Raw genomic sequence first — 12363 nt, forward strand, 5'->3', positions numbered from 1 at the left:
TTCTATTGACTTTTACTAGCTGGTCTAATAATTATTTTAATTTATTAGGTTCTCCTAACTAAATGCTTTTCTCTTTTAAGTCCTTGTATTTAAGAACAATAGCAATACCAGTACTAAATGCACTCCAAGGAAATGCAGCTCTAATAAAATCAATCATTCTACTTACCCCTTTCTAATAAAATTAAATAAATTTTTTAGTTCCTGTTTCATTTAAGAATATTATACCCAGATTAAAAAAGTGCATATCATAATTACTGCTGAGATTGCCTCGACTATATATAACAATATATTTAAATTTTAACATATAAAGCCTGTATAAGTATTATTAATTATTCTAAAATACAAAAGGTTGATATCCTCTAAGAGATACCAATCTTTTATATCAAAATCTATCTAAACGGCTTCCCTTGCATAAAGTAGTGCATAAGCAATATTATACCTCTGGATTCAGATGGAGAGAAGCATTCCTTATGAGCCGCTTGGTTGAGGGTTCTAAGCCTTCTATCCCTGCCGAAATCAATGCCTTCACAGGTTTGTGAAAACATCTTTTATTGGAATATTTTATAACCTTTCATGAAAATCATCATTGTCAAATTCACAATATTCAAACTCAGTCTTTTTTGACAGCGTTTTCCTCACAGGACAATTTTTTAATATGTTCAAAACTCTTTTTTTAGTTTTTTCATCAATTTCTCCAGCAATATCTACTTTATATTTAAATATAGCTCTATCTTCATTTTCTTTATCCAATTCTACATTGACGATAACATTTTCATATTTAATATTCTTATACTCCAATATCATCCTTGTTGTGATATTCAAACATGCAGCATAGCCCGCCTCAATAAAATCATGGGGGCTAAAATATTTTCCTTTTCCCCCTTTGTTCTCTGTAACATCTGAATATACTCTTTCATTACCATTAAATAATTCCGTAATATATTTTTCATCCTTGCTTTTTGAAATAATCATTTGTAATCATCTCCTCATATAATTATATTCAATCAATTATCTGTTTTTCCTTCAGTAACTCTGTATATTCCATAGTCAATCTCATGAATTTATCTTTATCATTTGTATCTAGTGAAATCTCAATAGCATTCTTTACTATTTCTAATCTATTTTCTATATATTCTTTATTTGATATCCATCTATATATCTTTGCTATATTATTATTCATACTATATTCTAAAGCTGTATAAGTCATAAAAAAGCTTAACCAGTCATTGGATGAATAATATTTAATAAAATTAATACCATATTGTAATTTTTCAATCACATATATATCAGAACTTTGTTTTCTCCACATTATCCATACCTTGCTATTGTCTTTTAACTTTTTTACATTATCAAATTTAAGTAATTCTCCTCTCATACAACCATCTCCTTAAACTCATTCTTTTTCTTATATTAAATGCGTTAGTAGAGTTTTCTGTGATAAAATTTTTGTATTTAATTTGTAATTTAATTTCAATATTCACTTAATTTTGTGGTATACTTTTTATATAGATTTTTTGTTTCATTTTTTATTTTCTCAAAACATTTTATTATTTCATAGAGAATTATCTCATTTCAGAGATAAAATATATCAAAAGTTTTAAATATATAGGAGGAAAATAATGAAAATTAAAATATCAGATCAAGAACATGTCTTTACCTATGATGATGCTGAAAATATCAATATTAAACAAGATAAGCATAACGAAAACTATAGTAAAATTTGGGTACTAAGAAAACTTATAAATCCAATCACAAAGAATATAAAGTATATTTTGGAAAGTGAAGAAAATGTACCTATGTATGGTGATACTACAATACATAGGCTAGCAGAATTTATTGTTACAGATGAAACTATTGATTGGAATAGTTTATATGTAGAAAAAACTCTTAAAGTTGATACCTGTGAAAACTAAACTTGCAATTTTAGCGGGCTCTGAAAATCAGAGTCCTTTTTTTATAATGAATGATAAATTTTATAACTGGCCATACTATTGTTAGCCACTTTTTAACTAATAGTAGGAGGTAGATTAATGAACAATACATTTTATTTAAATTTTCCCAAATCAGTTCCTGAACAAGCACAGAGCAAACAACCCGGCATAGAATCTCAAATGAATCCGAAACCGATATTTGAAAATCCAGAATATATAGGTTCTAATAAATTAAAAGACAAGGTAGCTTTAATTTCAGGCGGAGACAGTGGAATAGGAAAATCTGTTGCCATAGCTTTTGCCAAGGAAGGTGCAGATCTGGCACTAATATATTATGATGAACAAGATGACGCAGAAGGCACTAAAAAAATCATAGAAAACGTTGGAAGACAGTGTCTCTTAATACCTGGAGACGTTTCAGATGATAATTTCTGTAAAACTTCAGTAAAAACCACACTAGATAAATACAATAAAATAGATATCCTTGTAAATAATGCAGCAGTACAATTTCCCCAAAACAGCATTGAAGATATAACAAATGATCAGCTTGAAAAAACTTTTAAAACAAATATTTTCAGTATGTTCTACATTACAAGAGCAGTTCTACCCCATTTCAATCCGGGATGTTGTATAATAAATACTGCTTCAGTAACTGCTTATAAAGGCAGCAAAGATTTAATTGATTACTCATCTACAAAAGGTGCAATTGTATCTTTTACAAGATCCTTGGCCTTATCTCTAATAACCAGAAATATAAGAGTAAATGCAGTAGCACCCGGACCAATATGGACACCCCTTATTTCATCTTCCTTTAGCAAACAAAAAGTTGGAGAATTCGGCTCAGCTACTCCCATAGGAAGACCTGGTCAGCCAGTTGAGCTGTCTCCGGCCTATGTATTTCTTGCATCACCTGAATCATCATATATTACAGGTGAAACAATACATGTAAACGGAGGATACTTTATAGGTAGTTGATTTTCTAAAAAGGAGAGCTGCCAATTAAATAAGCAGCTCTCCTTTTTAATTACTTTACTACTATCTTATTATATTTTTTCTTTCCTCTTCTTATAAGCATGCTTCCATCTTTAAAATCATCTAAAGTAACAACAGCATTAGTATCCTTTACTTTTTCATCATTTACAGTAAGTCCGCCCTGTTTTATAAGTCTTCTAACTTCACTTTTAGATGGCATTATTCCTGTTTTAACAATAATATCAACTATAGTGCCTTCTATATCATCTTTATTTATTTGTATAGTAGGCACATTATCCATATTATTTGCTTCACCTGAAAACAATGCTTCTGCAGCCTTTTTAGCTTTATCTGCTTCTTCACTTCCATGAATCAATTTCGTAACTTCATATGCCAATATTTCTTTAGCTTCATTTATCTTGGAATCTTTAAGTGAACCAAGTCTTTTAACTTCATCCATTGGTATAAAAGTTAATAATGCCAAACATTTTTCCACATCAGCATCATCTACATTTCTCCAGTATTGATAAAAATCATAAGGACTGGTTTTGTCTTTATCGAGCCATATAGCTCCACCTTCTGTCTTTCCCATCTTTTTGCCATCACTTCTAGTTAAAAGAGTAAATGTCATACCATATGCAGGTTTTTGCTCTTTTCTTCTTATTAGATCAACTCCTGCAAGTATATTAGACCACTGATCATCTCCTCCAAGTTCCATAATACAATTATATTTTCTGTTTAATTCAAGAAAATCATAGGCCTGCATCAGCATATAGTTAAACTCGAGAAAAGACAATCCTTTTTCAAGCCTCTTTTTAAAACACTCTGCTGTAAGCATTTTATTTACAGAGAAATTAACTCCTATTTCACGTAAGAAGTCAACATAATTTAAATTTAAAAGCCAATTACTGTTATTTTCCATTACGGCTTTTTTATCATTACTAAAATCTATAAGTCTGGAAAATTGAGCTTTAAAGCATGCTGCATTATGCTGTATTTGTTCTTTGGTAAGCATCTTTCTCATATCAGTTTTCCCGGTTGGATCCCCTACCATAGCAGTTCCTCCACCTATAAGAGCTATTGGTCTATGCCCCGCTTTTTGCATGTGAGCCATAACCATCATTTGGATAAAATGCCCTATATGAAGACTATCTGCTGTAGGATCAAATCCTATATAAAAAGTTATTTTTTCTTTTCCAAGTAATTCTCTTATTTCTTCTGCATGAGTAGCCTGTTTTATATAACCACGCTCTAACAGAATATCATAAATGTTAGTCAAGTTTTGCTCCACCTTTCAATATATATTGTAATTAATCATAAAATAAAGTATCTTATGCAGCAAATTTTTTGTCGATATAAATATATATTACCATAAGTATTAGTATATAATTAAAGCTCTTTTTTATCAACAGTTATGCAATTATTTAAATTTATTGATACCAGGATATATAATTTTAAAACTATCATTTATCATAGAATTGACAAATTTAACTTTACCCTTATTTTTAAAAGATTTCTTTATACTGTTAAATCCATTGCCAGATTTAATAAACCTTCCTTTATTATCCAGTGTTATCAATTTTTCATATATCCACATATTTCTTTTTATATAGTCAAAGGACTTTGCATTCTTCTTTCTTATAAGTATACCAGGGCTTGTAATGACTATACTATTGTTATCAACAACAATTTCTATTTCACGAGAAAAATCAGAATAATCTCTATATATTATGACATTCCTTATTCCTTGATTTAGTGCCTCTATAGGATAGTGGCTACCAATTATATTGGATAAAATTTTTTCTGTTCTATCTAATATATGTATTAAATCTCCTTGAACTATATAAAAGGCACTTTGTAGTTTATTTACCCTATTAGTTATTTTTATCATATTATGTGGTAAATATATATTATTTGTCTTAGAGAATACCAATAGTCCTCCAAGAGTAACCATATATTTATCACGTTCCTTATCCATAAATATAATTGATGCATCTTCCATAATCTGAATTCTGTTTTTTTCATTAATATCTATGCCCTGAATTGTAAAATACTTGTTTACAATTTTTTCATCCAAACATCTTATATCAGTGTTAGGTATACCGCATAGTTCTGAATTCAATGTAAGATTTTCACTTATCACAGAAATTATTTCCTGTTTTCTCATTGTATCATTAGTCGATCCCCTTCTTATGTAAAATGCTCCATTATCCCTCATCTGATAAGGCTTTTGTGAACCATCATATATATTTATAATTGCTATATCCTTTTTTTTATAATTTATAAACTCTATTGATACTGGAACAGGAGGGTCTATTCTTGAACTTACAATTTGTTGAATTTTTTCTTCATTTAAGTCCCCTTTAAGAATACCCGTTATTTTTTTGGTTTTATCTTCTACTCCTACTATCAGATATCCTCTCCCTCCTCTTGAATTAGCTATTGCACATACATCTTTAGCCAATTCCTTTCTTCCAGAATCAACATTCAGATCCACATATTCTTTAAAATCCAGTTTGGAACCCTCTGATTTTTTCAATAAATTTAGAAATCTTTTTATATCCATAGTAAACATCCTTAATAAATTATATGTTAATATTAATTATAACCTTAATATACCTAACATATAAACATATATTTTAAATATTGTTTTTTTATTATCATATGCTATAATAAATTTAGGGTTTATATTCTAAATATATATTTTATAGTAGGTTAAATTTTTTCAAGAGATCAATTTCTCCTTAAATCTTGGGGGCAGTTGTTAAGAATAAATTAGCCCTATGATTTAAAGGAGGTTTTTTAATGGCAGATAAAACTATAGTATGTAAAGATTGTGGAAAAGAATTTGTATTCTCGGAAGGTGAGCAGGAATTCTATAAGGAAAAAGGGTTTGAAAATGATCCTGTTCGCTGTCCAGATTGCAGAAGAAAAAGAAAAGCTCAGAGAAATAATTCAAGGATGTAATAAACGTAAAAGGAGAGGGTTAGCCTCTCCTTTATTTTTATCTATTTCTTATAATATTTGCTTTCTTTAATATTCTCCCCAATATAAGAGCTATAACGGCCCCTGCAATAGATTGAGCTATATTTCCTGGAATTTCAGCCGCAGATAATATAAATGCCTTTGAAAATTGTATGTTTGTTACAAAATGCATAAGCATTACCCCTGCTATATAATAAGCAGCTATCATCCATATACCTGCAGCTATAAATGCAACTATATTATTTAAAAATTTTTCTCCATTATAATGATTCCTATATGCAATTGTTCCTGCTATATATGCCATAATACCCTTTATAAAAAAAGTAAATGGAGCCCAAATGGCGTAAGGTGATAACATATCAAATAATGCCATTCCTATAGCAGCTGAAAAAAATGCTTTCTTTTTGCCAAGTAAAATAGCGGATAATAATACCATACTATCACCAAGATGTATAACTCCCTTAAATACAACTCCACTTGGTATATTTATAACAGCTGTAGCTATATATGTCAAAGCTGCCATAAGGGCTATTTGTATCATATCCTGAACTTTTAATCTATTTAACTCCAGATTTTTTTGTTCCATAAATCTCACTCCTCCCTTCCCTAGGTACATCGATTAATATACATTATATTGGCATATATAAAAAGTTCAAAATGTATGGGTACAATTTTGAACTTTTTATATAATAACTTAACTAAATAAAGGGAAGAATAATATTAATAAATACTTGATTACGGAGGTATTGTTATATGAATCTCTTTAAATGGTTTTTAAATCTAATATTAATACTAATCCTTATTATATTTGCCTTTAAGCTAGGTGGACTATTCATAAACATTGTATTATGTTCTATTTTTACAATATTTATAGTTGATATACTATTTATAAGGAAAAAATTTTTATAAAATCCATTAATTCAATTTTCGAACTCTATTACTATACACATTTATATTAATTATATATTTGATAATTTTTTTCAATTTATTAATATTTTACAGTATGTACTTAAAATATTACCAGTGTTATAATTTATTTTGTGTATAGGGAGGGTAAGATATTTATGTATAATATTAGAGAGGGAACTTTATTAAGTAATCTACAATATATATTTAGTAAAGTTTTAAACTTGATTTATGAGTATTATTTTGTAATAATAGGAGCCTTTCTCCTGAAAAAGGCCATAAGGCTTTGCATGTATCCATCAATTAGTCCAACTACTAAAGTATACATGTTTTTATTGGCCTTTATAAGCTTTTCAGCCTATGGGGATATGAGAAAGAATATAAAATTAATTCCTTTTTTGTTGTTTTGTATTCCTTTTTTGGTTTTCGTATTTTTTCTAAATAAATATGGATACCAAATGTGGGGAAAAATGCTCAGTTGGGAAATTTCAAAAAAAATAGTAGTAAATTTAAATCCTGTATTCAGTAAAATACCTTTTAATGATGGCGCTTTCGCCAGGATTTATAAAACTGAAACTCTAACCTGGTATTTCAGGATGGTATATAACAATGGTTTCGTACTTCCTGTTCTTATAGCAATATATAGATCTGCCATTATAAAAGACTTTAAAAAAATGGTACAATATGGACTATCTTCACATATTGTACAAGTGTTTTTGATAACACCTTTTTACCTGCTTTTTCATCTTCAAGAAGTATGGTTTGTGCTAAATCAACCAGATGGACTAGCAAGGCATTTAAGTAAAATGGCTGCAGCAGGAGTAACATTAAATTGTTTTCCATCCATGCATACCTCTATAAATTTTGCTGTTTTATTATTAGTTTTGCGAGAAAAGAACAAGCCATTTAAAATTGTTATGTCGTTTTTTTGTATAAGTGTAATATTTTCCACCCTATATTTGGAAGTACACTGGGTACTGGACGTATTAGCAGGAATTCTATTAGCATTTGTAACAGTAAAATTAGTAGATTTCATACTTGCAAATTCACAAAAGCTTATTCAAAAACCTTTAAATAAATTTTATTATAAAAGCATAAAAACTTCTTATATAAATAATTATTATTTAGAGGTTACAAAAAAACATTAATATAAAAAATACAGCTGTAAATCAATGATTTACAGCTGTATTTTTTATATTTGATCTAAAGACTTTTGTTTTGTTTCTACTCCAAATATGAAAATAATTAATGCTACAACTAATAATAGTACATCTAATGAAATAAATACTAATTTCACACTATAATTATTAATAAGCCAGGCTACTCCATATGGAGTAAAAATTGTAGCAAGTCTTCCTATTGCATTTGAGAAACCAGTTCCTCTAAGTCTTATTTCTGTAGGAAATAGTTCCGGTACATAGACAGCAAGTCCAAGAGTTAGTAATATGTATATCATAATTGTAAGGAAAAAACCTATTACAAGTATTAGCCACATAGTTTGCTGAACAGCATAGGCATATCCAAGTACCCCTGCAAGAATCATAAATATAATCAAACACCATTTACGTCCACATCTATCTACAATAAATCCTCCTACTAATGCTCCAAGTGGTGCTCCTACCATCATAATAGTAGTATATCCCAATGATTTTGATACATTTATACCATTTCTGAGGAATAATGTAGGTGCCCATGTTACAAAGGTATATATAAGAGTATTAATGGCAATAAGAATCATACATCCTACTACTGTTCTTGGCAGTATATTGCCCTTAAACAGATCAGAGAATCTTGCACTTTTTTTACTCTGCAGTTTAGATTTACTGTTCATATCAAGTACCGGTCTTGATACGTGTATACCAGTTTCATCTTCAGCCTTCTTTTCAAACATTTCTATAACTTCTTCAGCTTTTTCTATCATTCCCTTTGATTCATACCATCTTGGAGATTCAGGCATTGTTCTTCTTAAAAACCAAACTATCAATGAAAGTACTCCTACAATTACGAACATCCATCTCCAGCCAAGCCTAGGTATTATCAAATATCCCAATAAAGCTGAGGCCGGAGCAGATACATTAGTTATAAGTGAAAGCATTGAAACCCATTTTCCTCTTGTTTTAGATGGTACAAATTCAGCAAGGAGAGCATATCCAGTTACAATTTCTGCTCCCAATCCTATTCCCATTATACCTCTGCAAACTATAAGGAATATCATATTGGGAGATACCGCTGCAACTAATGATGCCAGCCCAAATATTAAAAGGTTCAATTGATATGCAAATTTACGTCCCATACTATCCCCTACAAATCCCGTAAGCAGTGATCCTATTAATAATCCTACAAAAGTTACTGATATAAATGTAGCATTCAAATTAATTGTAGACCAGCCACTTTTAAGTAAAACTCCTAAAACTCCACCTGACAAATAAACATCAAATCCATCTAGAAATATCCCGAGACCAATCAGCCACAACATTTTGTAATGAAGCCTGGATATTGGAATATTATCCATTCTTCCAGAAACATAATTAATTTCAGACATAGATATTAAAACCTCCATTTGATAATAAAATAATATTAGTTCATAATATAAAAAGGCAGACTTTTCGTTGGGGCGAAAAGTCTGCCGCGGTACCACCCAAATTGTTGATTATTTAATGATAGATGAATAACTTCCTTTATAGTAGTAAAAGCAAGCATAAACAAAGCGGCAGTTTTCTCTTGGAGCGAGAAAACTGCCGCATTACCATCCAAAATTATCTCTTGATTTAATAATAACGACTTTCGCCGATAAAGCCTACTTAATTTCAACTTATAACTCAGGGATGAGTTTCAACATACAGCTACTGTGAATTTTCACCAAACTTCACTCTCTTTTTAAAGTTACCATACATTTACTTATTTCCTGTCATAGTCTTTTATTATATTACAAATATGAAATTATTATATTACTATTTATATTTTGTGTCAATAATTAAATTGTTATGCTTTAGCTATATCTGAAAGCACAAGTCCTTTATTGTGCTCAAGAGCCCAACTAATCGACCATTCATTCTGGAATATCAAAAGATTTCTATCTCTTAGATCCTTAACTTTTTTAGTATCACTAGTTAGAACAAGAGTTTCCACGTCACTATTCCATTCTTCTATCCACCTTATTGCCCTATAAGGCAACCTCTCAACTTTTATATCTACATTATATTCATTTTTCATTCTATATTCCAATACTTCAAATTGAAGCACACCAACTACTCCAACAATTATTTCCTCTATACCTATATGTAATTCCTTAAATACTTGAATTGCACCTTCTTCTGATATTTCATTTATACCCTTTATAAATTGTTTTCTTTTCATGGTATCTACTGTTCTTACTCTCGCAAAATGCTCTGGTGCAAATATAGGTATTCCTTCAAATTTAAATTTTTTCTGGGATGAACACAATGTATCGCCTATATTAAAAATTCCAGGATCAAATACACCTATTATATCTCCTGCATATGCCTCTTCAACTATTTCTCTATTTTGAGCTAGAAATTGCTGTGGTTGAGCAAGTTTAACCTTACTATTACCTTGAACATGAAAAACTTCCATGCCTTTTTTGAATTTTCCAGAACATATTCTCATAAAAGCAATTCTATCTCTATGAGCAGGATTCATATTTGCCTGTATTTTAAATACAAAGGCAGAAAATGGCTCACTGTAAACATCTATTTCTCCATTGTCTGAAGTTCTAGATAGAGGAGGAGGAGTCAAATCCAGGAACTCTTTTAAAAAAGGCTCTACTCCAAAATTTGTCAAAGCACTTCCAAAAAATACTGGAGTGAGCTCTCCGCAACTTACTTTTTGCATGTCAAACTGATCTCCTGCAATATCCAAAAGTTCTATATCTTCTTTAAGTTTAGAATGAAGTCCCTCACCAATAAGATCCTTAAATATAGTATCATCCACAGTACCTTCAACAGACTTTACAGCAGTCTGCCCGTGATTTCCACCATTAAAGGCCTCTATTAAATTTCTATTTCTATCAAAAACTCCCTTGAACTGTGCACCAGATCCTATAGGCCAGTTCATAGGATATGATCTTATTCCAAGTACATTTTCTATATCCTCCATAAGTTCGAATGGATCTTTACTTTCTCTATCCATTTTATTTACAAATGTAAATATAGGAATGCCCCTTAAACTACATACGTGAAATAATTTTTTAGTCTGTTCCTCTACTCCTTTAGCTGCATCTATTACCATAACAGCACTATCTGCTGCCATTAAAGTTCTATATGTATCTTCACTGAAATCTTGATGTCCAGGTGTATCCAATATATTTATACAGTAATCATTATAATTAAACTGCATAACTGATGATGTGACAGAGATTCCTCTCTTCTTTTCTATATCCATCCAATCTGATACTGCATGTTTTGAAGCTTTTCTAGCTTTAACTGAACCTGCAAGTCTTATGGCACCACCATATAGCAGTAATTTCTCTGTAAGTGTAGTTTTACCTGCATCCGGGTGAGATATTATTGCAAAGGTTCTCCTTCTCTCTATTTCCTTCTTTAAGTCTGCCACAGATTTCCCTCTCTTCTTATTTTTTATTCTCAACAATGATTTTAACTTTATTACACATCTATGTCAACAAAACTTATTACAACGTTAAGTCTAAAATATTTAACCGTAATTTACTGATATTACAATAAAGTGATGATATAATTATTTATATATTATACTAAACTATATATTTACGGAGGAGAATATGTACAAATTAATTGCAATAGACATGGATGGCACTTTATTAAAAGATGATAAAACTATATCAGATGAAAATATCGCCGCTATAAAAAAAGCAACCGACAATGGTGTTAAAATAGCTTTAGCTACTGGAAGACCTATTAAGGGAATTGAAAAATATTTAAAACAGCTTAATCTGATTTCCGACTCAAATTATGCCGTAGGATTCAATGGAGCAGTAGTTGAAAACACCAAAAATCATAAAGTTATATCTGAAATTTTATTATCACCTGATGACATCAAATATATACATAAGCTAGGCAGGGCAATAAATGTAAATATTCAAATAGCATTAAAAGAATCCAGCATAACACCAGTACGAAATAAATACAGTGAACTAGATGCCCGATTAAATAATATAAATCTCTATATAGATAATTTTGAAAATATATCTGAAGATGAGCACATTCTAAAAGCTATGTTTATGGATGATGATTACAAACTGTCACATGGCATACCCAATCTTCCTAAAGATATATATGAAAAATATACTGTAGTCAGAAGTGAACCTTGGATATTGGAATTTATGAACAAATCTGCCAACAAGGCTGAAGGAGTTAAAACCTTAGGTAAAAAATTTGGAATAGATAGAAGCGAAGTAATATGTATCGGTGATTCATTCAATGATATTCACATGATAAAATATGCAGGCCTTGGAGTGGCTATGAAAAATGCCTTGCCTGAAATAAAATCTCATGCAGATTATATCACGAAGACAAATGAAGAAAATGGTGTAGCTTACGCTATAAATAAATTTATATTTGATAAATGATAAAGA

Annotated in this window: 12 protein-coding genes and 1 other annotated feature; of the genes, 5 read left to right on the top strand and 7 right to left on the bottom strand. The window is 30.1% G+C overall.

The genetic code is table 11. The features are described from left to right. Nucleotides 1-561: 561 nt before the first annotated feature. Entirely contained in the window at nt 562-972 is a 411-nt protein-coding gene (locus J418_RS0110980; protein ID WP_017751515.1) for an OsmC family protein, read from the bottom strand. 28 nt (nt 973-1000) lie between these two features. Beyond that, on the bottom strand, nt 1001-1375 hold the full coding sequence (locus tag J418_RS0110985; protein WP_017751514.1) for an IDEAL domain-containing protein: 375 nt from the start codon (nt 1373-1375) through the stop codon (nt 1001-1003). 244 nt (nt 1376-1619) lie between these two features. Between J418_RS0110985 and J418_RS0110990 the strand changes: the two genes are divergently transcribed. Together J418_RS0110990 and J418_RS0110995 are read left to right on the top strand one after the other, a co-directional pair. Then, entirely contained in the window at nt 1620-1913 is a 294-nt protein-coding gene (locus J418_RS0110990) for a hypothetical protein (RefSeq protein WP_017751513.1), read from the top strand. A gap of 117 nt (nt 1914-2030) precedes the next feature. Then, complete coding sequence (locus J418_RS0110995; protein WP_017895578.1) at nt 2031-2906, top strand: SDR family oxidoreductase; 876 nt, start codon at nt 2031-2033, stop codon at nt 2904-2906. A gap of 49 nt (nt 2907-2955) precedes the next feature. Here J418_RS0110995 and tyrS read toward each other — a convergent pair whose 3' ends face one another. Next, nucleotides 2956-4182: a tyrosine--tRNA ligase gene (gene tyrS / locus J418_RS0111000; protein WP_017751511.1), complete on the bottom strand. Its 1227-nt coding sequence runs from the start codon at nt 4180-4182 to the stop codon at nt 2956-2958. A 141-nt stretch (nt 4183-4323) separates the two neighbouring features. Then, nucleotides 4324-5469: an AlbA family DNA-binding domain-containing protein gene (locus J418_RS0111005; protein WP_017895579.1), complete on the bottom strand. Its 1146-nt coding sequence runs from the start codon at nt 5467-5469 to the stop codon at nt 4324-4326. A gap of 239 nt (nt 5470-5708) precedes the next feature. Between J418_RS0111005 and J418_RS0111010 the strand changes: the two genes are divergently transcribed. Next, the gene (locus tag J418_RS0111010) at nt 5709-5870 is read left to right on the top strand and encodes a zinc-ribbon domain-containing protein (protein ID WP_017751509.1); all 162 of its coding nucleotides are present in this window, start codon (nt 5709-5711) and stop codon (nt 5868-5870) included. A 37-nt stretch (nt 5871-5907) separates the two neighbouring features. Here J418_RS0111010 and J418_RS0111015 read toward each other — a convergent pair whose 3' ends face one another. Further along, nucleotides 5908-6474 carry an ECF transporter S component gene (locus tag J418_RS0111015; protein WP_017895580.1) on the bottom strand — a complete coding sequence of 189 codons (567 nt, stop codon included), beginning with the start codon at nt 6472-6474 and terminating at the stop codon, nt 5908-5910. Nucleotides 6475-6952: 478 nt separating this feature from the next. Between J418_RS0111015 and J418_RS0111025 the strand changes: the two genes are divergently transcribed. Next, complete coding sequence (locus J418_RS0111025; RefSeq protein ID WP_017895581.1) at nt 6953-7942, top strand: phosphatase PAP2 family protein; 990 nt, start codon at nt 6953-6955, stop codon at nt 7940-7942. A gap of 44 nt (nt 7943-7986) precedes the next feature. Here the strand turns inward: J418_RS0111025 and J418_RS0111030 are convergent, their stop codons facing one another. Further along, on the bottom strand, nt 7987-9336 hold the full coding sequence (locus tag J418_RS0111030; RefSeq protein ID WP_017895582.1) for an MFS transporter: 1350 nt from the start codon (nt 9334-9336) through the stop codon (nt 7987-7989). A 65-nt stretch (nt 9337-9401) separates the two neighbouring features. Further along, nucleotides 9402-9715, bottom strand: a binding site (T-box leader). A gap of 61 nt (nt 9716-9776) precedes the next feature. After that, entirely contained in the window at nt 9777-11366 is a 1590-nt protein-coding gene (locus tag J418_RS0111040; protein ID WP_017751503.1) for a peptide chain release factor 3, read from the bottom strand. Between the two features lie 184 nt (nt 11367-11550). On the opposite strand from J418_RS0111040, the gene J418_RS0111045 reads away from it, so the two are divergent. Beyond that, complete coding sequence (locus J418_RS0111045) at nt 11551-12357, top strand: Cof-type HAD-IIB family hydrolase (protein WP_017895584.1); 807 nt, start codon at nt 11551-11553, stop codon at nt 12355-12357. Nucleotides 12358-12363 lie beyond the last annotated feature (6 nt).

The sequence above is a fragment of the Clostridium tyrobutyricum DSM 2637 = ATCC 25755 = JCM 11008 genome, from assembly GCF_000359585.1.
In the GTDB taxonomy this organism is placed as follows: domain Bacteria; phylum Bacillota; class Clostridia; order Clostridiales; family Clostridiaceae; genus Clostridium_B; species Clostridium_B tyrobutyricum.

Coding starts and splice junctions, on each gene's coding strand:
- J418_RS0110980 (WP_017751515.1), bottom strand. CDS start 972: ATGATTATTTCAAAAAGCAAGGATGAAAAATATATTACGGAATTATTT.
- J418_RS0110985 (WP_017751514.1), bottom strand. CDS start 1,375: ATGAGAGGAGAATTACTTAAATTTGATAATGTAAAAAAGTTAAAAGAC.
- J418_RS0110990 (WP_017751513.1), top strand. CDS start 1,620: ATGAAAATTAAAATATCAGATCAAGAACATGTCTTTACCTATGATGAT.
- J418_RS0110995 (WP_017895578.1), top strand. CDS start 2,031: ATGAACAATACATTTTATTTAAATTTTCCCAAATCAGTTCCTGAACAA.
- J418_RS0111005 (WP_017895579.1), bottom strand. CDS start 5,469: ATGGATATAAAAAGATTTCTAAATTTATTGAAAAAATCAGAGGGTTCC.
- J418_RS0111010 (WP_017751509.1), top strand. CDS start 5,709: ATGGCAGATAAAACTATAGTATGTAAAGATTGTGGAAAAGAATTTGTA.
- J418_RS0111015 (WP_017895580.1), bottom strand. CDS start 6,474: ATGGAACAAAAAAATCTGGAGTTAAATAGATTAAAAGTTCAGGATATG.
- J418_RS0111025 (WP_017895581.1), top strand. CDS start 6,953: ATGTATAATATTAGAGAGGGAACTTTATTAAGTAATCTACAATATATA.
- J418_RS0111030 (WP_017895582.1), bottom strand. CDS start 9,336: ATGTCTGAAATTAATTATGTTTCTGGAAGAATGGATAATATTCCAATA.
- J418_RS0111045 (WP_017895584.1), top strand. CDS start 11,551: ATGTACAAATTAATTGCAATAGACATGGATGGCACTTTATTAAAAGAT.